This window comes from Micromonospora sp. WMMA1363, from assembly GCF_030345795.1.
GTDB lineage: Bacteria > Actinomycetota > Actinomycetes > Mycobacteriales > Micromonosporaceae > Micromonospora.
Window position 1 is genome coordinate 818,832 of the sequence record NZ_JAUALB010000001.1, and the last position, 20,333, is coordinate 839,164.

Genomic DNA, 20,333 nt, shown 5'->3' on the forward strand with positions numbered 1-20,333 from the left:
GCGACGGAATACTCCACGGTCGCGTCGGTACGCGTCGCCTAGCGGCGGCTGGGCGGGCGATGCATCAGCTGCCGTCCCTTGACGACGGCCAGGGCGATCACCACGACCAGCGCGATCACGCCGATGATCATCAGCCACCGGGCCGCTTCCAGGAGCAGCCCGAGCAGGACGAGCGCGCCGGCGACGACGCCGACGACCCAGAGCATTGCCCGCATGTCGACCTCCCGTCCGCACCCCGCGTGCCTGCGGGGCGTTTCCGGTGACCTTCCCGCCCTCGCCGACAACATGCGAGCCGACCAGTGGAAACGGTCCTCAGGACGGGGTGTGTGCGCGGTAGACGGTGTTGGCGGATTCGCCGCCGGTCAGCGGGTTGGAGAAGTGGACGACGTGGGACACCGCATGCGTGAAAACGCTGGCGAGGAGGTCCTCGAACGCTCGATCGGGTGGGTCGTCGGACCACAGGGCGAACACCCCTTCCGGGCGTAGCGACGCCGCGAGCCGGCGCAGGCCGGCGCGTGTGTAGAACCCGGCGTGGCTCGGGTGCAGGAGGTTGCGCGGGGAATGGTCGACGTCGAGCAGCACCGCGTCGAACCGCCGCCCGGGGCGGTCCGGGTCGAGGCCCGGGCCCGCCACGGCGGCGAAGAAGTCGGCACTCACGAAGCGGGTGCGAGGGTCGGCGGCGAGCCCGGCCGCGAACGGCAGCAGGCCCCGCCGGTGCCAGTCGATGACGTCCTCGACCGCCTCCACCACCACCATCGAGGCGACCCGATCGTCCTCCAGCACGGTGCGCGCTGTGTAGCCCAGGCCCAGACCACCGACGGCCACGTCGAGTTCGCGCCCGGCGAGCGGGGCGAGCCCCAGCCGGGCCAGTTCGATCTCCGCGACCGGAAAGAGGCTGGACATCAGGAACTCGTCGTCGAGCTTCACCTCGTACACCTCGACATCGAGTGCGGGGTCGCGGCGCCGGCGCAGGCTGATGGCGCCGATCGGCGTCTCTCGCCAGGCCAGCTCCTCGAACCGTGTGCCCACGGATCCGGATGCTAGCGGCTGGCCGGAGCCGGGTCCGGGCGGCCCGGGCGGCCCGGGCGTGTCGGTCGAGCCGGTCAGACCGGGGCCACCATGGCCACCCCCGCCGCCTGCGCGTTCCCGAACCGGTCGTCGATGACGACGACCCGCCGACCGGCGTTGGCCAGCAGTGAGGCCGCGGCGGTGGCGCGGTACCCGGACCCGCAGTGCACCCACACGGTGCCCTGCGGGACCTCGGCCACCCGCCGCGGCAGGTCCGGTAGCGGGATGTGCACGGTGCCTTCGACGTGGCCGGTCTTCCACTCGTTGGTCATCCGCACGTCCAGGACGACGTCGGCGGCGGGGAGGCCGGACGGAGCGTTCCCCGCCCGGGCCGCGGCGAGTGCCGCGAAGTCCGCGACGGGCAACCGGCGCAGGTGGGTCGGATCGTCCACCCACTCCTCCGGGTGACCGGTCGCCCGGGCGGCGGGCCGGTCGATGCCGATGCGGACCAGCTCCCGCTGGGCCTCCGCGACCCGCTCCGGCGTGTCGGCGAGCAGGGTGAGCGGCGATCCCCAGTCGATCAGCCAGCCCAGCCAGGTCGACATCGGGCCGTCGAGTCCCAGGCTGACCGTGCCGGCCAGGTGCGACGTGGCGTACGCCGTGCGGTGTCGCAGGTCGACCACCCACTCGCCGCCGGCGATCCGCCCCCGCAGCGCGCCGGCGTCGGCGCGGGCCACCGGCGTGAGGTCGACCGGCGCCGGGCCGGCCGCGTTGGCCACGCCCATGTGGGCGTAGTACGCCGGGTAGGCGTCGAGTCCGGCCAGGGTCTCCCTGACGAAGTCGTCCGCGGCCAGCCGCAGCACGGGGTTCAACCTCTTCTCCCGGCCGATCGTGGACTCCGGCGCGTCAGCCTGGCCGGCGGAGCAGAAGCTGCCGAATCCGTGGGTCGGCCACACCTCCGCTCCGTCGGGAAGCAGGTCGGCCAGGCGCCACGCCGAGGCGTGTTGGCGTAGGGCCAGTTCGTGGGCGTGCTCCTGACCGAGCAGGTCGGTCCGGCCGGTCGTGCCGAACAGCAGTGACCCGCCGGTGAAGACCCCGCTCGGCGTCCAGCCGTCCCCGTTGGGTTCCTGGAGAACGTATGAGTGGTGGTGGAGGGTGTGACCGGGGGTGGTCACCGCCCGCAGGCGCATTCCGTCCGACACCTCGACGACAGCTCCGTGCTCGACGGGCACCCGTTCGAAGTTCACCTGCTCGGCGGCCGCGACCAGGTATGTCGCGCCGGTCACCTGGGCGAGTTGCCGGCCGCCGGACACGTAGTCGTTGTGCAGGTGCGTCTCGACCACGTGGGTGATCCGGACACCGAGCTTCCCCGCCAGGGCAACGACCCGGTCGATGTCGCGCTGTGGGTCCACGACCACGGCCGCCCGTCCGTCCGATGCCAGGTAGCTGCGGTCACCGAGGGACGAGGTCGCGATGACCGACACGTCGACTGCCATTGCGGCTGCTCCTTCGGAGACGCGCTACCCCATGGGGTATGTGGCGGCCGGAGGCCCAGACGGGCTGCCAGCGCGTCCGGGGTACCCGCCCGCCGCCGCGCTACACGTGGTGGCGGCGTCGGTCCGATCAGGCCAGGGCCAGGAAGAGCTTCTCCAACTCCTCCTCCGTCATCTCCGGTTCCTCGCCGCGCTCACGGGCCGCGTTGCAGTGCCGCATGCCGGAAGCGATGATCTTGTAGCCGGCTCGATCGAGGGCTTTCGACACGGCGGCAAGCTGGGTGAGGGTGTCGCGGCAGTCCTGGCCACTCTCCATCATCTCGATAACCGCGTTCAGTTGACCCCGCGCCCGCTTCAGGCGGGTCAGCGCCTCGCTCGTCATCTCGGGTCGAAGCCTCATCGCGTTAACCACCTCCTGCCGGGAAATATACCCGCGGGGGTACCTGGGCGCCACCCTGTTGCGTCGTCGTCGGCGGCGGCGCCCGCCCGGTGCTGGCGGCGGGTTGCGGCTCGCCGTTCGGCTCGCACATACTCGGAGGCAGATACCCCCGGGGGTACCCGGTTCTCCCTCGCCGGGCGGCACGTCGCCCCGAGTCCTGGATCGGAGGAATTGGAGTGAACACGACATGAGCCCGCAGAACGGTTCCACGATCGACGTGGCTACCGCCCGCGCCCTGATGGCGAACAACCCCGACACGCTCGTCGTGGACGTGCGGACGCCCGGAGAGTTCGAGACGGCGCACCTTCCCGGCTCGATCAACCTGCCGCTCGACCAGGTGGACGCGCACCTGGAGCGGATCGTCCGGGATGCCGGTGGCCGGATGCTGCTGATGTGCCAGTCCGGCAGTCGGGCCACCCAGGCGTGTACCAAGCTGACGAAGGCCGGTCTCGCCGGCGGCGCCGTCATCACCGGCGGCATGAACGCCTGGCTGGCGGCAGGCGGGCCGGTCGAGCGCGGACGCGAACGGTGGAGCCTCGAGCGGCAGGTCCGCCTCGTCGCCGGATCGATGGTGCTGGCATCGATCCTGGCGAGCATCTGGGCGCCGGCGGCCCGGTACGTGGCCGGCTTCATCGGTGCCGGATTGACCTACGCCGCCGTGAGCGACACCTGCGCGATGGGGATGCTGTTGGCGAAGCTGCCGTACAACGCCGGGGCGACCTGCGACGTCAACACCTCGCTGGAGCGGCTCCGGAGGGAGGAGTCGACGGCATGACCTCGGACGGGTACCTCCAGCGGGACACGTCCGGGGTCGCCCGCTTCCTGCCGCTGCTCGGCTGGCGGCGCGGTTACGACGGCAAGGTGCTGCGGCACGACCTGATCGCCGGCCTCACGGTCGCCGTGATGCTCGTGCCGCAGAGCATGGCCTACGCGGCCCTGGCCGGGATGCCGCCGGTGGCGGGGCTCTACGCGTCGATCGTGCCGCTGACGGTCTACGCGCTGCTCGGCACGTCCGGGTCGCTGGCCGTCGGGCCGGTCGCCATCACCGCGCTGATGACCAGCGCGGCGCTGGCCCCACTGGCCGGCAACGATCCGGCGCGCCACGCCGCGCTGGCAGGACTGCTCGCGCTCCTGGTCGGTGCGATCCAGGTGCTGATGGGGCTGCTACGTCTCGGCGTACTGGTCAACTTCATGTCCCATTCGGTGCTGTCCGGCTTCACCTCGGCCGCCGCGATCGTGATCGCTGCCAGCCAGGTGAAGGACCTGTTCGGCTTGCGGGCGGAACGCGCGGAGGCGTTCCCGGGGATCGTCGCATCCGTCTGGCATTCCGCCGGTACGGCGCACGGGCTGACCATCCTGGTCTCCGCGGTGAGCATCGCCCTGCTGGTGCTGCTGCGCCGGTACGTACCGAAGCTGCCCGGTGCCCTGCTGGTCGTGGCCGGGACAACCCTGGTGAGTGCCGCACTCTCCTTCGAGGACCGGGGCGTGCGGATCCTCGCCGAGGTACCGGGCGGCATCCCCGCACCCGCGCTGCCCGCGCTGTCCGGCCAGGACATCCGGGCACTGATGCCGGCGGCGGTGGCGATCGCTCTGGTCTCCTACATGGAGGGCATCGCGGTGGCCAAGTCGCTGGCCGCCAAGTCGCGCCTACAGGTCTCGGCGAACCAGGAGCTGGTCGGAGTTGGGGCGGCGAACATCTCGGCGGGTCTGTTCCAGGCATTCCCGGTGGCCGGCGGCTTCTCGCGCAGCGCCGTGAACTTCTCGGCCGGCGCCCGGACGCCGGTGGCGACGCTGGTGACGGCGGCGGTGGTGGCGCTGACCGCGGTCGCGCTGACGCCTGCCTTCTACCATCTGCCCAAGGCTGTGCTGGGGGCGATCGTGGTGGTTGCCGTGCTCGGCCTGGTCGACTTCAAAGGCGCGATGACGGTCTGGCGGGCCCGTCAGGTGGACGGCCTCACCCTGGTGCTCACGTTCCTCGTCACCCTGTGGTTGGGAGTGGAGCCGGGGCTTGCCGCCGGGGTGGCGTTCAGCCTCGGGGTCTTCCTGTGGCGCTCCGCCCGGCCGCACACGGCGGAACTGGGCCGGGTTCCGGGGACCAGCCTGTACCGCAACCTCGCCCGACACGGTGAACTGGCCACCGACCCCCGGGTCGGGATCATCCGGATGGACGGTCCGCTCTACTTCGCCAGCGCCCAGAGCCTCAAGGACCGGGTGCTCGGACTCGCCGACGAGCGGAAGGAGCTGACGGCGATCGTGCTCGATGCGAGCGCGATCAGCGACATCGACGCCGACGGCGCCCACGCCCTCGCGGATCTGCGCGACCGTACTGCGGACCGGGGGGTGGCGCTGCACCTCGCCACCGTCCGGGGGCCGGTGGCCGACCTGCTCGACCGGGCCGGGATGTGGCGGGCGCTGCGCGCGGCCGGGCGGGTGCACCGGGATGTGGCCGCCGCGGTGGCGGCGACCCGGATCGACGGCCGGCTCCGTCCCGAGTGGCCGGAACTCGAACAGGCCACAACGTCAGGAAACGTGTGGTGACCGTGCCTCGCTTTGCCACCTTGTTCACCTGTATCGACGGGCGCATCCAGCAGCCGCTCAACGAGTGGGTGACCAGACGGCTGGGCGTCGAGTACCTGGACACGATCACCGAGCCGGGGCCGGAGGCGATGCTCGCCACGACCGACGAGCGGTCACTGTCGGCCGTTCTGGGCAAGGTGGCCGTCTCACAGCGTGCTCACGGCAGCAGCGTGCTGGTCATCGCGGCGCACTCCGACTGTGCCGGCAACCCGGTCTCCGACGAGGAGCGCCGCCGTCAACTCCAACAGGGCCTGGCGCGTCTCGCCGGCAAGCTGCCCGGCACCAGGATCCTCGCGATCCACACCGGCCGCTGCGGCGACCGGTGCTGGGATCCCGAACTCGTCGCGGAGGCCGGGCCGGCGGCTGGCGACTCCATGTCGACCGGGTGGCGGCTGGGTCCCGGTCTGGCTGCATCGTTGGTTATCACTGCAAAGGAGGGCATCACCATGCTGTTCACCCAGTACTACCTGGATTGCCTGTCCCAGGCATCGTATCTCGTCGCTGACGAGGCAAGCGGCCGGGCGGTGCTCGTCGACCCACGCCGGGACATCGACGAGTATCTGGCCGACGCTCGGGAACGCGGCCTGACGATCGAAGGGGTGATCAACACCCACTTCCACGCGGACTTCCTGGCCGGCCACCTCGAGGTCGCCGCCGCCACCGGCGCCTGGATCGGCTACGGGTGGCGGGCCGAGACCGAGTACCCGATCCGCAAGCTCGCCGACGGGGAGCGGATCGAACTCGGCGACGTGACGTTGGAGATCATGGAGACGCCGGGGCACACCCCGGAGTCGATCAGCATCCTGGTCTGTGAGCACGCCGATGACACCGTGCCGTACGGTGTCATGACCGGTGACGCGCTCTTCATCGGGGACGTGGGCCGCCCCGACCTGCTTGCCTCGCTCGGCGTGACCGCCGACGAGCTGGGTCGGATGCTCTACGACAGCGTGCAGCGCAAGCTGATGGGTCTGCCCGACGGGGTGCGGGTCTTCCCCGCTCACGGGGCCGGCTCCGCCTGTGGCAAGAACCTCTCCACCGAGCGGCAGTCCACCATCGGGGAGCAGCGGCGCACCAACTACGCCTGCGCGCCGATGAGCGAGGAGCAGTTCCTCGAACTGGTCACCGGCGGGCAGCCGGCGGCACCCCGCTACTTCGCCTTCGACGCAGCGCTCAACCGCAAGGCCCGCGAGCTGTTCGACCACGGCAAGGCGCCACGGCCGCTCGGTGTCGCCGAGTTCACGCGGTCCCGGGCCGAAGGCGCCGTGGTGATGGACACCCGCGACCCGCAGGAGTTCGCCGCCGGCCACGTACGCGGAGCGATCAACATCCCCGCCGATGGCCGCTTCGCCGAGACGGCGGGCAGCGTGGTCGCGCCGGACCGCACGGTCGTCGTGGTGGCGCCGCAGGACCGGGAGGAGGAGATCGTGGTGCGGCTCGCCCGGATCGGCTTCGACCGGGTGGTCGGCTACCTGCGCGAGCCGGAGGGCGCCTTCCGCGAGATGGTCGCCGACATGGCGCCGGCCAGCCGGGTCACCGCCGTCCAGCTGCGCGAGTCGCTGGAGCGGAGCGAGCCGCCGATTGTCCTCGACGTCCGCAACGTCGGCGAGCGGGAGCAGGGGGCGGTCGAGGGGTCGCTGCACATCCCGCTTGCCGAGTTGGTCCGCCGCCTCGACGAGGTGCCGGCGGACCGGCCGGCGGTGGTGCACTGCGCCGGCGGATACCGATCCTCCGTCGCGGCGAGCCTGCTTCGCGACGCCGGCCGGGCCGACGTCTCCGACCTGCTCGGCGGGTACGGCGCCTGGCGGAGCGCGCTGGACTCCGCCGCTGCCTGAGTGCGGTTGGACCAGGGCGTGGTCGGCAGGTGACCGGGGCCCAGCCCTCGGTCACCTGCCGAGGATCGGGGGTGGACCGGCTGGAGGGGCCGACGGTCGCGGCTCGGCCGCGCGGGCGGTGGCGACGCTGGGTCCTCGGGACATCGACGCAACGCCTATCCTGTGCCCCGAACCCGCCACCGGAAGGGATCCCATGCCGTCGCGGCAGGACCAGCTGCACTCGTACCAGTTCACCGTCCAACGGGCGGTGGCCGCGTTGGTGATGCGCGAGACCGATCCCGCGCAGTCGCCGTTTCGGCGGTTGGCCGGTGCCGGGCTGGCCAGCATCCTGGTGGCGGTGATCGCGCTGGGCGGGTTCGCTGTGTACGGGCTGTTCGTCGGCGGCGGTAGCAAGTGGCGCGACGAGGCCGCGGTGATCGTGGAGAAGGAGTCCGGGGCCAGGTTCGTCTACCGCGACCAGAAGCTGCACCCGGTCCTCAACTACGCCTCGGCTCTGCTCGTCGTCGGGGCGGAGCAACCCAAGACGGTGTTGGTCTCCCGGCGCTCCATCGCGGGGGTGCCGCGCGGGCTGCCGTTGGGCATCGCCGACGCACCCGATTCGTTGCCCGCCGCCAGCGGACTGTCCACCGCGCCGTGGACGGTCTGCTCGGTGGCCGGCGCCGACGGCGGCGGGCCCGGGCCCCGATCCGCCCTCTTGATCGGCCGGGAGGCACCGGGCGGGCGTCCGCTGGGCGAGGAGGGCCTGCTGCTGCGGCACCCAGACGGCGGTCTGCACCTGGTCTGGCGGCAGCGCCGCCACGCGATCCGTGATCCCGACCGGGTGCTCGCCGCGCTCGCGGCCACCCGGGCCCGGGCCGTGCCGGTCGCACCCGCACTGCTGCACTCGTTGCCGGTGGGCGTCGACCTGGCCCCGCCGGCCCTGACCGGTGCGGGGGAGCCCTCGGCCCGGGTCGACGGCGCCCGCGTCGGCGACGTCTACCTGGTTCGCAACTCCGGCGGCGGCCGGCAGTACGCGGTGACGCTGCGCGACGGGCTGGCGGGCATCACCGAACTCCAGGCGAGCCTCCTGCTGGCCAGTACCGGTCAGCGGGAGCCGGAGCCGATCACGCTGGGCCGGTTCGCCAGCCTGCCGAAGGTGCCCGACCTGACCCCGGCCGGGCCGTCGGCGCCACCAGCCGTACCGCCGAGGCTGGCCGCCCCCGACGGTGCGCTCTGCGCGCGGGTCGGGCAGGACGGCACGATGGCCGACCTGCGGTACGCCGTGCGGCTACCCGACCTGAGCGCCGCCCCGCGCTCCGGGCTTCCAGCGGCGGCCGGTGGCGTGCTGGCGGACCACGTCATCGTGGAGCCGGGGCGCGGCGCGGTCGTTGAGGCGACCGCCGCGCCGGGGGCGACCGGTGGCGCGATCTGTCTGGTCACCGACCTCGGTCGGCGGTACGTGCTGGCCGGCGCCGAGGTGCTCGGCATGCTCGGCTACCGGGACGTACGTCCGGTTCGGCTGCCGGCGAGCCTGGTAAGCCTGGTGCCGTCGGGTGCCACGCTGGACCCGGCAGCCGCCCGGGTGGTCGCCACTCCGGCGTGACGGCCGGCTGCTTCGACGTCGGCGCTGGTGTGGACGCGGAGATCCGCGCTGACTCGGCCGGCGCCGTTTGTGGGCACCCGCCCCGGGTAAGCACCGGGTCGGTGACGACAGGAGGCGCCGTGCGGTTTCCCGTTTTCGTCGATGCGGTGTCCCGCCGGGCGAGCCTGCCGAGCGACCAGGCCGCCACGGTCTGCCGCGCCGTGTTGCAGACGATGGTGGAGCGGATGACCGGTGGAGAGGCCGCCGATCTGGCCGGGCACCTTCCCGACGAGGCGGGCGGCTACCTCGCCGAACCCGGGGCCGCCGCCCCGACCGCTGGCCGCCCACCGGCTATCGGTCCGGTCGATTTTCTGCGTCGGGTTGGGGAGCGGGCCGGGGTCGACGACGAGACCGCCCGGGCCGGCGCGGCGGCCGTCTTCGCCACCCTGCGCGAGGCGGTGACGGTCGACGAGTTCCGTGCCATGGTCGCCCAGCTACCTCGTGACCTCGACGGCACGACGCAGCGGCTTCCCCACTCGCCGGGCTGGTGAACGTGGGGGGCGGCACCGTCCGGTCGCTGGTCGCTCGCCGCGCCTCACCAGGCTTCCGGTGGATCCACGGCGTCGGCCTCGGGCAGCTCCTCCGGCTCGGCCACCCAGGCCGAGAAGACCGGCAGGCCGTGCCACGGCCCCGGCACGCCCGACCGGTCGTCGGTGGCGACGGCGACCACCGCGTACGGGTGCCCGAAGCGAAGCTCGGCGGAACGCCGTAGCCCCTCCGGCGGCAGCGCGGTCAGCACGGCGAACCCGGTGACGGCGGCGGCTTCGAAGCCGAACCGGCCAAAGCGGGCGGAAGCGGACTGGGCGGCCTCGAAGCGGAGACCGGGCCGCTCCAGCAGGACGCCGACCGCGTCGGCCGCAGGCCGGAAACCGAGCGTGGGTGCGGTCAGGTCGTGCCGGCTTCCGGCTGACCAGCAGGGCAGCACCGCGTCGACATGTTCCTCCCGGCCCGCGAAGGTCCGCACCGTCTCCTCCCGCAGTGTCCACAGCGCAGTGTCGCCCAACGGTAGGTCGTACAGGGACCTCCGGCCCACCGGTTCGCCCCCGTCGAGCACGCCCGCAGCCACCCCGTGGGCGGTGGCGAGGACGTCGGCGGACGCCACGTCGGGGGCGGCGGCAACCGACACCACGAGCAGCCCCGGCCCGTCGGTCTCGGTTGGGCGCGCGGGCGCGGCGTGGGCGATCACGTCGCCGGTCCGGTCGGTGGCGGCGATCCACGCCCGATGACCGTGCCGGGGAGTGCGCAACACCCGCCGCAGCCGGCCGGCCCAGACGTTGCCCGGCCCGAGCGCCCCCGCGTCGGTCACCTCGAACGGCTCCGCCCAGGACACCCGGGTGGCCAGCGCGCTGGCCAGCACCAGCAGCACGCCCGAGCGCACGTCCAGCGGAAACTCGTCGATCAGGCCGAGGGTGTGCTCGCGCGCCCAGGAGTCGAGGGCGGCCTGGTCGGGCACGGGACCGGTCCCGGTCGACGGTGGCAGTCCGGCCCGCCAGGCGGCGAGCCCCGGGGCGTCGACGCCTTCGCCCTGCCACAGACCGGTGGCCACCCCGACCAGCGGGTGCACGGCGGCGAGCAGCGTTCGGGCGGCGTCGGCGGCGGTTTCCGCGTCGGTGCCGAGCACCTCCGTCAGGTCGGTCCGGGCGGCCCCGGTGGCGGCGGGCGCGGCCAGGGCGAGCAGGAGCCAGGCGCCCAGTGGCGAGGCGACGTGGTGGCCGTCGCCGGCGCTGGCGTGCATCCGTTGCGCGTACCGGGCGACGCAGGCCGGGATGGCGGTCATCACACCACTGTGCCCGCTGACCGGGGAGTATGTCACGACCAGAGCTCGAACGGCTCGTCGATCTCGTCGCCGGCCAGGAACCCGGGCAGTAACTCGGGTAGTCGCCCGGGGTAGAAGCGCGCGTCGCCGGACACCACATCGGTCACCGACCACCATCGGAAACCGAAGTAGCACTCCAACTCGTACGAGAGCCGGTGCGTCTCGTCGACGTCCGGCCCGGGCACGTCCAGCCGGACCGGGACGACCACCTCGTGCTGGAGATGCCGACGGTGGCGGTGCAGGAAGCTGGCCCGCCGTCGCCAGGTCGGTGCCCCAACGCGGCCCGGATCCACCTCGACGCCGGTCTCCTCCCGCAGTTCGCGTACGGCCGTGTCGAGGTACGTCTCGCCCGGGTCCATTCCGCCGCCGGGTAGCTCCCCACCAGATGCCGAGCCGTGGGTGCGCCGGGTCGCGGGTGTGGAACAGCAGCACCCGCCCGTCGGCGTCGAGCACCACCAGCCGTACCGCCCGCCGCTCGAAGACCGGGTAGTCGTCCGGCAGTCGGATCACGACGGCCCCGGGATCGGCGCGGGCACGACCGCGCCGACGACGTCGGGTCGGATCCGGTGCCCGGCGACAGCCATGGTCCTGATCATGGCTGGTGTCGGGCGCCCGCGTCCACCCGGTTCGTCGGTCGACCGCCGCTCGCGGTGTGCCGTTCCCGGTTTCCTCGGCCGCGGGGTGGCGGGCGCGCCGCGTGTGGCCTTCGCACGGTCACGCCGAACGGCTAGGCTGCCGGCCGTGGCAGGTCTTCTGAGGAGTGTGGCCGCGCGTCTCGGCACTGTCGTCCCGTCCCCGCGTCGTCCGGGCCCCGCCCCGGCCCAGGTAGCGCGGCGACGGCAGGTCGCCGTGCTGCAACGTCGTCAGCTCGCGTACGCGCCGGAACTCGACGGGCATGCCGATCCGGGCGAGATCGTTTGGACCTGGGTGCCGTACGAGGACGATCCACGACAGGGCAAGGACCGCCCGGTGCTGGTGGTGGGCCGGCGGAGTCGGACGCTGTTCGGGCTGATGCTCTCCAGCCAGAGCGACCGGGACGGGCAGCGGCACTGGCTCGCTCTCGGTCCGGGCGGCTGGGACCGGGAGAGCCGTCCGAGCTGGGTCCGGCTGGACCGGGTGCTGACGATGCGCGAGGATGGCATCCGCCGCGAGGGCGCGGTGCTCGACCGGGAGCGTTTCGACCGGGTCGCCCGAGCGCTGCGCGCCGGCTACGGCTGGCGTTGACCCGACCGGCCGGCGCCCGACCGGCCGGCGCCCGACCGGCCGGCGCCCGACCGGCCGGCGCCCGACCGGCCGGCGCCCGACCGGCCGGCGGCGGAATCAGGCGGGTCCGTGGGCGGGTCCGCGGGCCGCGCCCGTGGTGTCCGGCGGCGGGTACGGCTGCTCGGACAGCAGCCGGGCCAGGTGTGCGCAGTTGAGCGCGAGGGCCTTCGTCGTCCGGCCGGTGGTGTCCGGCTTCGGGCGGGCGTCGATGTAGTCGACCTTGTGTAGCGCCTCCCCGACCCAGTAGGTCGCCGCGGCGGCCGGGCAGGTGAACCCGACCTCGTTGAGTGCCTGCTGCACCTGGCCGATGGTGTGGTGGGCGCCGTCTTCGTTGCCGACCACCGCCACCCCGGCCACCCTTCCGTACGTGAGCAGCCGCCCCTGCGGGTCGGTCTCGTCGAGTTCGGCGTCGAGGCGTTCCAGCACCATCTTGCAGACCGCCGACGGCTGACCGAGCCAGATCGGTGTGGCGATGATCAGGATCTGCGCGGCCAGCAGTTTCGACCGGATCGCCGGCCAGCCGTCGCCGTCGCCCTCGTCCACCGTGACCCCGAACCGGACGTGGTGGTCGACGACGCGGAGTAGCTCCCCGTCGACACCCTGCGTACGCAGGGTGTCGAGCACCTCCTGTGCGAGTAGCGCCGAACTGGACGGGGCGGGGGACCGTTTCAGCGTGCAGTTCAGGACCAGGGCCCGGATGGTCGACATGGCGGGTTCCTCTCGGCAGCGGTGCGAGTGACACCGGCGGCATACCCGCACTTCGGCCGCCGGACACCTGGGTCGACAGCGGGACGAAGCGGGCCCGTCGTGGTGCTGGCGGGTCAGCGGTCGGTCGTGCCCGTGCTGTCGACCAGTTGCGGGCGCGGGCGGGAGGAACCGAGGCGCTTCGCCTGATACATTGCCGCGTCGGCCCGGTCAAGCGCCTCGACGAGTTGTCCCGGACCGGTCACTGGCGCGAGGCCGACCGAGGCGGTCACCCGGACCGCCAGCCCGCGCACGGAGATCGGTGCGGCGAGGAGGTCGCTGAGCCGGCGGGTGGCGTGGTCGATCCACAGCCGGTCGACGCTGGGGCTTCTCAGCAGCCCCGCGAACTCGTCTCCGCCGAGCCGGGCGACCAGGTCGTCGCCGGCGAAGGTGGAGAACCGTTGGGCGACGATGACCAGCACCTGGTCACCGGCGGCGTGCCCGTACCGGTCGTTGATCTGCTTGAAGCCGTCGAGGTCGAGGACGACGGCGATCAACGGCCGTTCGGCCGCCCCCGTCAGCAGCGCGGTGGACAGCCGGTAGAAGGCTCGCCGGTTGGGCAGGCCGGTGAGCGGGTCGTGGCTGGCGGCGTGTCGTTCCCGGGACAACTCGGCCTCGAGGAGGGTGCGCTCCGTCTCGGCGCGGATCGCGCGACGGCGCAGCTGCCAGGACGAGACGAGGGCTCCCGCGGCGCAGATGCCGGACGCGATGGCCAGCGGATCCGGCACGAACCCTCCCGTCACGCCGACGCCTCGGTTCCGCCAGCGGTCGCCGACATCCGTGTTTCCCCTGGTCGTAGCCCAGTTCAGGTGACTGTCAGTGAGCGGATGGGTACCGCGCACGTTCGGCTATCATGCTCGCTGTCCAATGCAGATGCAATAGCAGATGCACGTGCACGACGCCCGTCCACAGGCGGCACCCACTGGCACCTCGGTCACGGCCGGGGGTGGCCGACGGGGTGCGTGAAGAGAAAGAGGCGCATGCAGCAGCCACCGAACGGCGTACCCACCAACCAGTTGCCGCCGCTGCGGTGGCAGAAGAGCCAGCGCAGCAACCCCAGCGGGAACTGTGTCGAGCTGGCCGAGCTGCCCGGCGGGGCGGGTGTCGCGGTTCGCAACTCCCGCCACCCCGACGGCCCCGCCCTCATCTACACGGTGGACGAAATCGCGGCTTTCGTGCTCGGCGTCCGCGACGGCGACTTCGACCACCTGATCCGCTGACCGCCGTCACGCGGCCGGGACGGGCCCGCCTCGGTCGCCGCGATTCACCTCACTGACCGTTCATGGCATGCTTACCCATCGGGTCGCCGGTGGGTAGCCCGGCCGACGAGGTCTGCGTGCGGAGGGGCGGCAGTGGCGATGGTTCCCGCCGAGAGCGGTCCGGCGACCGGCCCGACCGTCCTGCGCATGCTGCTCGGCGCGCAGTTGCGCCGGCTTCGTGAGGCCAGCAGGGTGACCCGCGAGGGCGCGGGATGGGAGATCCGCGCCTCGGAGTCGAAGATCAGCCGGATGGAGCTGGGGCGGGTCGGTTTCAAGGAACGCGACGTCGCCGACCTGCTCACCCTCTACGGCGTGACCGAGCCGCAGGAACGGGAGGCGTTACTCAAGCTCGCCCGGGACGCGAACAGCCCCGGCTGGTGGCACCGGTACGGCGACGTCCTGCCAACCTGGTTCCAGGCGTACCTGGGGCTGGAGGCGGCGGCATCCCTGATCCGGACGTACGAGGTCCAGTTCGTTCCCGGCCTGTTGCAGACCCGCGACTACGCGCGAGCCGTGGTGCTCCTCGGCCACGGCCGGGCCACGCCGATGGAGATCGAGCGGCGGGTCGCGCTGCGCATGCAACGGCAGCGCCTGCTGCGCCGGAGGAACCCGGCCCAGCTGTGGGCGGTCGTGGACGAGGCGGTGTTGCGCCGGCCGATCGGCGGCCCGGAGGTGATGCGTGACCAGGTGGTCGCGTTGCTCGAGGCGACCAGGTCACCCCACGTCCGGCTCCAGATCATGCCGTTCGCCGCGGGCGGGCACGCCGCCGCCGGTGGAGCGTTCTCGATCCTGCGTTTCGGCGACGCCGACCTGCCGGACATCGTCTTCATCGAGCAGCTCACCAGCGCGCTCTATTTGGACAAGCGTGACGACCTGGAGAACTACGTGGTGGCGATGGAGCGGCTCTGCGTGGAGGCGGAGCCGCCGGAGCGGACACCGGAGATCCTCGGCGGCATTCTGGACGACCTGTACGCGCGGTGACGCCGTCCGGGGGTACCCGACGGGCCCGCCGGCTCGACCAGGGCCACGACCAACGACGGCCGCCGCGCACGCCCTGTCCCGCCCCGGCGTGGCCCGCCCGCCGAGCTTTCCGGGTCCGGCTTTGCCGTGCGTGATCCGCTCAACACGGTCGTAACCGGGCACGGTCGGCCGTGGCGTCCGGCGTCGGCCAGGCAGACTGGAGCCCTATGCCCGCGTTCACGCCCCGTCTGCGGCTGCACGATCGGTACGTCCTGCGCGAGCGCATCGGCCGCGGTGGGATGTCCGAGGTGTGGCGCGCCGACGACGAGGTGCTGCACCGGCCCGTGGCGGTGAAGTCCCTCGTCGGGGAACTCGCCGCCGACCCGCAGCTGCGGCTCACCATTCAGCGCGAGGCCCGCGCCGCAGCCCGGCTGAGCCATCCGCATGTCACCCAGGTGTACGACTACGGCGAGGCGGCGCTTCCCGACGGGACGGTCGTGCCGTACCTGGTGATGGAGCTGGTCGAGGGGCGGAACCTCGCCGACCGGCTCGCCGCCGGCCCACTGCCCTGGCCCGAGGCCGTCCGGATGGCCGGCCAGGTGGCGGGGGCACTCGCCGCCGCCCACCGGATCGGTGTGCTGCACTGTGACATCAAGCCCGGAAACGTCATGCTCACCGCCACCGGCGCCAAGGTGCTCGACTTCGGCATCGCCGCCCTGGCCGGGCCGGAACACCCGCTGGCCGGGCAGATCGGTGGGCTGCTGATGGGAACACCCGCGTACGTCGCCCCGGAACGCATGCGGCCCGGTCCGCCGACCCCGGCCAGCGACGTCTACGCCCTCGGCGTGCTGCTCTACCGCACGCTCACCGGCCGCCCACCCCTGCCCGTCGACAGCTGGGAGGACGCGGTGCGGGTGTACGCCCGGGGCGGGCCGGTGCCGCCGCCCGCTGTCGCCGGCCTGCCGGCGGACGTCGCGCACCTCATCCTCGCCAGCCTCGCCGCCGACCCGGCCCGCCGGCCCACCGCTGCGCAGCTCGCCGCGTCCTTCCGCGCGTACCGGCCCGCCGACCGCCCGGCCGACCCGCCCACCGCGGTGCTTCCGTCCGCGGCCGGGGCGGCCCCCGCCCAACCGCGGACGCTGGTCGATGGTCGCCCCGCCGCTCGTGCCGGCGAGCTGGGGTGGCCCGCCACCCCGTCCCGGGCACCCGCCCGCCGGTCAGATCGGCCGGTCGCCGTCCTGGTCGCCGCCGGCCTCGCGCTGCTCGTCGCGACCGTCGCCGTGCTCGTCCTCGGCGACCGGACCGACCGGGCCACCACCACCGAGCCGTCCGCCCCGACGGCGCCCGTCGAGGCGCCGAGCAGCTCGGCGCCGCCGCAGAGCACGGCACCGTCCCCCACCACCGCCCCTGAGCCGGTCGGCCCGCGGCAGCTGGCCGCCGAGTTCGCGGCGGTGCTCACGCTGGCGGTCGCCGAGGGCCAGGTGGACCGCAGGACCGCGGAGCAGTTGGTCAGGGACCTGGCCGAGCTGAGCCGCCGGGAGCGGGGCCGCGCCGAGCGGGTGGAGAAGCTGCGCGACCGCCTCGCCGACGCGGCCGACGACGGCAAACTCGACCGGCAGGTGGCGTCTCGGCTCGATGCCCTGCTCGACGGCGTCGACATCAGCGGTGGCCGCGGCGACGGCTGACCGCCGACCGGATCGCCCCGGAGGGTCCACAGCGTGCGGCATAGCTCGACAGCCTGCGGCCCTGTCGGGGGCGGTCACGGCCGGTGGTCCGGCGCCGGTCGTGTCAGACCTGAGCCGCCCTCGTGGCAGGCTCTCAGGATCGGGTTCGTAGCGTGTAGCCCATGTCTCGCACCGTGCCCGTCCTGCTCGCCTCCGGTACCGCCGCCGGGGAGGCGGCACCACCACCCCAGGACGGCATCGTCGGTCACCTCACCGGGTTGGTGGAACGGCTCGGTGGGCCCGGCGCGGGTCTCGCCGTTGCCCTGGAGAACCTCTTTCCACCGATCCCCAGCGAGGTGATCCTGCCGCTCGCCGGGTTCGTCGCCGGACAGGGACGGATGAGTCTGGCCAGCGCGATCTTCTGGACGACACTCGGCTCCGTCCTGGGTGCGCTCGCGCTGTACCACATCGGAGCGGCGCTCGGGCGGGAACGGATGCGGGCGATCGCCGCCCGGCTGCCGCTGGTGAAGCTCGACGACGTCGACCGGACCGAGGAGTGGTTCCGCCGGCACGGCGTCAAGGCGGTCTTCTTCGGGCGGATGATCCCGATCTTTCGTAGCATGATCTCGATTCCGGCCGGTGTGGAACGGATGCCGGTGCTGACCTTCGTCGTCTACACCACCCTGGGCAGTCTGATCTGGAACACCACCTTCGTCATGGCCGGCTACCTGTTGGGCGACAACTGGCATCTGGTCGAGGAGTACGCCGGCATCCTCCAGAACGTGGTCATCCTCGCCTGCGTGGTCGGTGCCGGCTGGTTCGTCGTGACGCGCCTACGTCGGTCGCGCACCTCCGGGGGCGTGCTCCCCAACGGGCCGGACGACGAGTTTCCCAGCCCGGTCCCGTCCGTCGACGGCGGCGTCGTCCCCGACCCGTACGGGCGGGGGACGCTCTACCGCAGCACCTGGTCCCAGGGGCGGGACGTGGGCTAGCCACTCCTTCCGGGGAAGAGTGTGTCCGCTGGCGTCCGGGAAGGTGTGTCTCCGCCGGCCGGTGGGGGAGTGCCGAATCAGCCCAGGTCGACGGCGGGGTACAGCGGGAAACCGGCGAGCAGCTCGGTGGCCTGCCGGCTGACCTTGTCGGCGGTGGCCGGGTCCAGGACGTACTTCGCCTTGGACGGGGTGCCGTCGGCGTTCGTGCCCGGGGTGGTCTGGCTCAACACCGTGTGGATCAGCTCGGCGGTGGCGTCCATCTCCGCGGTACCGAGGCCCCGCGTGGTCAGCGCCGGGGTGCCGATCCGGACGCCGGACGTGTACCACGCGCCGTTCGGGTCCTGTGGAACGGAGTTGCGGTTGGTGACGATGCCCGAGTCGAGCAGCGCCTGCTCGGCCTGTCTGCCGGTGAGGCCGTATCCGGTGACGTCGATGAGCACCAGGTGGTTGTCGGTCCCGCCGGTGACCAGGGCGGCGCCGCGCCGCAGCAGGCCGTCGGCGAGGGCGTGCGCGTTGCCGACGATCCGTTGGGCGTAGTCGGCGAAGTCGGGGCGGCGGGCCTCGGCGAGTGCGACCGCCTTGGCGGCCATCACGTGCGGCAGCGGGCCGCCGAGGACCATCGGGCAGCCCCGGTCGACCTGCTCGGCCAGTTCCGGGCCGCAGAGCACGAGGCCGCCGCGCGGCCCGCGCAGCGACTTGTGCGTGGTGGAGGTGACGATCTGCGCGTGCGACACCGGGTCGAAGTCGCCGGTGAAGACCTTGCCGGCTACCAGGCCGGCGAAGTGTGCCATGTCGACCATGAAGGTCGCCCCGACGGAGTCGGCGATCTCCCGCATGATCCGGAAGTTGATCTTGCGTGGGTATGCCGAGTACCCGGCGACGAGGATCAGCGGCTTGAACTCGCGGGCGGCCTCGGCGACCCTGTCGTAGTCGACCAGCCCGGTCACCGGATCGGTGCCGTAGCTGCGCTGGTCGAACATCTTGCCGGAGATGTTCGGCCGGAAGCCGTGGGTGAGGTGGCCGCCCGCGTCCAGCGACATGCCCAGCATCCGCTGGTCGCCCAACTCCCGGCGGAGCGCGAACCAGTCGGCCTCGGTGAGGTCGTTGACGTGGCGCGTTTGCGCGCGCCTGAGCGCCGGTGACTCGACCCGGTCGGCCAGGACCGCCCAGAAGGCGACCAGGTTGGCGTCGATGCCCGAGTGCGGCTGGACGTACGCGTGCGGCGCGCCGAACAGCTCCCGGGCGTGCTCGGCGGCGAGCGCCTCCACCGTGTCGACGTTCTGGCAGCCGGCGTAGAACCGGCGCCCCACGGTGCCCTCGGCGTACTTGTCGCTGAACCAGTTGCCCATGGCCAGCAGGGTGGCCGGAGAGGCGTAGTTCTCGCTCGCGATGAGCTTGAGCGACGCGCGCTGGTCGGCCAGCTCGGCGCGGATGGCATCGGCCACGCGGGGCTCGACGCCGCCGATCACTTCGAGCGCGCCGCGGAAGGCGGTGGACTCGGGGTTGCGCGGCATGTGACCTCCTGATGACGTACGGAAGGCCCAGGCGCTCGGCATGCGTCCTCGTGACGGGACCGCTCCCCGATGGTTCTCCATCTCCAACGCGCCAGTCACGGCCCGAGGGAATCCTACCGGGTACGCCGGTGCCGCCGCCGCACCGGCGTACGACCGTTCCGGCGACTCCCGCGCAGGGTGGATCGGCGGATCCGACCCGAGCCCCGTTGTCACCGGCATCGGACCGGTACGGCCTTCGGGGGTGGTCGAGCGGGTGTCGCACGGCCTAAGATCGACGGCGTGGCGGGGGTGGGCAGTGGTGGGAGTCTTCTGGCTATCAGCGATCTGCACGTCCGCCACCCCGACAACCGGACCGTCGTCGAGGGGCTGCACCCGGAGTCGCCGGACGACTGGCTACTCGTCGCCGGCGATGTCGGCGACACCGTCGCCGACATCGAGTGGACGCTGCGGCTGCTGGCCGACCGGTTCGCGAAGGTCGTCTGGTCACCTGGCAACCACGAGCTGTGGACACCGCCCGGCGACCCGGTGACCCTGCGGGGCGCGGCGCGTTACGCCCACCTGGTCGACCTGTGCCGGGACCTCGGCGTGATCACCCCGGAGGATCCCTACCCGGTCTGGGCGGGGCCCGCGGGGCCGGTCACCGTGGCGCCGCTGTTCCTGTTGTACGACCACAGTTGGCGCCCGGAGGGCTTCGACACGCAGGAGGCGGCGCTGGCCGAGGCGTACCGGACCGGAATCGTCTGCACCGACGAGTACCTGCTGCACCCCGACCCGTACGAGAGCCGGTCGGCGTGGTGCGCGGCCCGGGTCGCCGAGACCGCCCGCCGTTTGGCCGACCGGGACCCGGCGCTGCCGACCGTGCTGGTCAACCACTGGCCGTTGGTCCGTGAGCCGACCCGGATCCTCCGGTACCCGATCTTCGCCCAGTGGTGCGGCACCGAGGCCACCGCCGACTGGCACCGTCGCTTCGACGCCGTCGCGGTGGTCTACGGCCACCTGCACATCCCCCGCACCACCTGGTACGACGGGGTGCGGTTCGAGGAGGTGTCGGTGGGCTACCCGCGGGAGTGGCGGCGGCGGAGGGTACCTCCGGGGCAGCTGCGGCGGATCCTGCCCGCGCCGGACCACGTGCCGCCGACCGCCTGGTGACT

At 72.8% G+C, this 20,333-nt stretch carries 20 protein-coding genes, 1 pseudogene and 1 riboswitch; of the genes and pseudogenes, 12 read left to right on the forward strand and 9 right to left on the reverse strand.

Annotation, left to right across the window (positions count from 1 at the left end; all coding sequences use genetic code 11):
* Positions 1 to 38 precede the first annotated feature (38 nt).
* The 4 genes from QTQ03_RS03750 to QTQ03_RS03765 all read right to left on the reverse strand — a co-directional run bounded on the left by QTQ03_RS03750 (position 39) and on the right by QTQ03_RS03765 (position 2,901).
* A complete protein-coding gene (locus tag QTQ03_RS03750; protein WP_289276732.1) occupies positions 39 to 215 on the reverse strand; it encodes a hypothetical protein in 177 nt (58 codons plus the stop codon).
* Positions 216 to 312: 97 nt separating this feature from the next.
* Entirely contained in the window at positions 313 to 1,029 is a 717-nt protein-coding gene (locus QTQ03_RS03755) for a polyamine aminopropyltransferase (protein ID WP_289276733.1), read from the reverse strand.
* A 74-nt stretch (positions 1,030 to 1,103) separates the two neighbouring features.
* Positions 1,104 to 2,504: an MBL fold metallo-hydrolase gene (locus tag QTQ03_RS03760; RefSeq protein ID WP_289276734.1), complete on the reverse strand. Its 1,401-nt coding sequence runs from the start codon at positions 2,502 to 2,504 to the stop codon at positions 1,104 to 1,106.
* A gap of 127 nt (positions 2,505 to 2,631) precedes the next feature.
* The gene (locus tag QTQ03_RS03765; RefSeq protein ID WP_289276735.1) at positions 2,632 to 2,901 is read right to left on the reverse strand and encodes a metal-sensitive transcriptional regulator; all 270 of its coding nucleotides are present in this window, start codon (positions 2,899 to 2,901) and stop codon (positions 2,632 to 2,634) included.
* A 226-nt stretch (positions 2,902 to 3,127) separates the two neighbouring features.
* Here QTQ03_RS03765 and QTQ03_RS03770 point away from each other — a divergent pair, with 226 nt between their 5' ends.
* The 6 genes and pseudogenes from QTQ03_RS03770 (at position 3,128) to QTQ03_RS03790 (ending at position 9,461) form a co-directional block, all read left to right on the forward strand.
* Positions 3,128 to 3,715, forward strand: a complete 588-nt coding sequence (locus QTQ03_RS03770; RefSeq protein ID WP_289276736.1) for a rhodanese-like domain-containing protein — start codon at positions 3,128 to 3,130, stop codon at positions 3,713 to 3,715.
* On the forward strand, positions 3,712 to 5,478 hold the full coding sequence (locus tag QTQ03_RS03775) for a SulP family inorganic anion transporter (protein ID WP_289276737.1): 1,767 nt from the start codon (positions 3,712 to 3,714) through the stop codon (positions 5,476 to 5,478). Before QTQ03_RS03770 ends, QTQ03_RS03775 begins: the two co-directional genes overlap by 4 nt.
* Positions 5,479 to 5,480: 2 nt before the next feature.
* Positions 5,481 to 5,816, forward strand: a pseudogene (locus QTQ03_RS30190) (carbonic anhydrase); the annotation flags it as partial.
* Between the two features lie 147 nt (positions 5,817 to 5,963).
* Entirely contained in the window at positions 5,964 to 7,349 is a 1,386-nt protein-coding gene (locus QTQ03_RS03780; RefSeq protein ID WP_353890624.1) for an MBL fold metallo-hydrolase, read from the forward strand.
* A 193-nt stretch (positions 7,350 to 7,542) separates the two neighbouring features.
* On the forward strand, positions 7,543 to 8,931 hold the full coding sequence (gene eccB / locus QTQ03_RS03785; RefSeq protein WP_289276739.1) for a type VII secretion protein EccB: 1,389 nt from the start codon (positions 7,543 to 7,545) through the stop codon (positions 8,929 to 8,931).
* A gap of 119 nt (positions 8,932 to 9,050) precedes the next feature.
* A complete protein-coding gene (locus QTQ03_RS03790) occupies positions 9,051 to 9,461 on the forward strand; it encodes a DUF2267 domain-containing protein (protein WP_289276740.1) in 411 nt (136 codons plus the stop codon).
* Positions 9,462 to 9,505: 44 nt separating this feature from the next.
* Here the strand turns inward: QTQ03_RS03790 and QTQ03_RS03795 are convergent, their stop codons facing one another.
* Positions 9,506 to 10,747, reverse strand: a complete 1,242-nt coding sequence (locus QTQ03_RS03795) for a hypothetical protein (protein WP_289276741.1) — start codon at positions 10,745 to 10,747, stop codon at positions 9,506 to 9,508.
* Between the two features lie 32 nt (positions 10,748 to 10,779).
* On the reverse strand, positions 10,780 to 11,145 hold the full coding sequence (locus tag QTQ03_RS03800; protein ID WP_289276742.1) for an NUDIX domain-containing protein: 366 nt from the start codon (positions 11,143 to 11,145) through the stop codon (positions 10,780 to 10,782).
* Positions 11,146 to 11,527: 382 nt separating this feature from the next.
* Here QTQ03_RS03800 and QTQ03_RS03805 point away from each other — a divergent pair, with 382 nt between their 5' ends.
* Entirely contained in the window at positions 11,528 to 12,010 is a 483-nt protein-coding gene (locus tag QTQ03_RS03805) for a type II toxin-antitoxin system PemK/MazF family toxin (protein WP_289276743.1), read from the forward strand.
* Positions 12,011 to 12,106: 96 nt separating this feature from the next.
* Here the strand turns inward: QTQ03_RS03805 and QTQ03_RS03810 are convergent, their stop codons facing one another.
* Together QTQ03_RS03810 and QTQ03_RS03815 are read right to left on the reverse strand one after the other, a co-directional pair.
* Positions 12,107 to 12,757: a flavodoxin family protein gene (locus QTQ03_RS03810; protein ID WP_289276744.1), complete on the reverse strand. Its 651-nt coding sequence runs from the start codon at positions 12,755 to 12,757 to the stop codon at positions 12,107 to 12,109.
* A 113-nt stretch (positions 12,758 to 12,870) separates the two neighbouring features.
* Positions 12,871 to 13,521 carry a GGDEF domain-containing protein gene (locus tag QTQ03_RS03815; protein ID WP_289276745.1) on the reverse strand — a complete coding sequence of 217 codons (651 nt, stop codon included), beginning with the start codon at positions 13,519 to 13,521 and terminating at the stop codon, positions 12,871 to 12,873.
* Positions 13,522 to 13,773: 252 nt separating this feature from the next.
* On the opposite strand from QTQ03_RS03815, the gene QTQ03_RS03820 reads away from it, so the two are divergent.
* The 4 genes from QTQ03_RS03820 to QTQ03_RS03835 all read left to right on the forward strand — a co-directional run bounded on the left by QTQ03_RS03820 (position 13,774) and on the right by QTQ03_RS03835 (position 17,668).
* Positions 13,774 to 14,013: a DUF397 domain-containing protein gene (locus QTQ03_RS03820; RefSeq protein WP_289276746.1), complete on the forward strand. Its 240-nt coding sequence runs from the start codon at positions 13,774 to 13,776 to the stop codon at positions 14,011 to 14,013.
* Positions 14,014 to 14,145: 132 nt separating this feature from the next.
* Complete coding sequence (locus tag QTQ03_RS03825) at positions 14,146 to 15,033, forward strand: Sco1979 family transcriptional regulator (RefSeq protein WP_289276747.1); 888 nt, start codon at positions 14,146 to 14,148, stop codon at positions 15,031 to 15,033.
* A gap of 206 nt (positions 15,034 to 15,239) precedes the next feature.
* Positions 15,240 to 16,697 carry a serine/threonine protein kinase gene (locus QTQ03_RS03830; RefSeq protein WP_289276748.1) on the forward strand — a complete coding sequence of 486 codons (1,458 nt, stop codon included), beginning with the start codon at positions 15,240 to 15,242 and terminating at the stop codon, positions 16,695 to 16,697.
* Between the two features lie 161 nt (positions 16,698 to 16,858).
* Positions 16,859 to 17,668 carry a DedA family protein gene (locus QTQ03_RS03835; protein ID WP_289276749.1) on the forward strand — a complete coding sequence of 270 codons (810 nt, stop codon included), beginning with the start codon at positions 16,859 to 16,861 and terminating at the stop codon, positions 17,666 to 17,668.
* 77 nt (positions 17,669 to 17,745) lie between these two features.
* Here the strand turns inward: QTQ03_RS03835 and QTQ03_RS03840 are convergent, their stop codons facing one another.
* Positions 17,746 to 19,182 (reverse strand): glycine hydroxymethyltransferase, encoded by a 1,437-nt coding sequence (locus tag QTQ03_RS03840; RefSeq protein WP_289276750.1) that lies wholly within the window; start codon positions 19,180 to 19,182, stop codon positions 17,746 to 17,748.
* An 18-nt stretch (positions 19,183 to 19,200) separates the two neighbouring features.
* Positions 19,201 to 19,291, reverse strand: a riboswitch (ZMP/ZTP riboswitch).
* Positions 19,292 to 19,452: 161 nt separating this feature from the next.
* Between QTQ03_RS03840 and QTQ03_RS03845 the strand changes: the two genes are divergently transcribed.
* Complete coding sequence (locus tag QTQ03_RS03845) at positions 19,453 to 20,331, forward strand: metallophosphoesterase family protein (RefSeq protein ID WP_289280658.1); 879 nt, start codon at positions 19,453 to 19,455, stop codon at positions 20,329 to 20,331.
* The last annotated feature ends 2 nt before the right edge of the window (positions 20,332 to 20,333 follow it).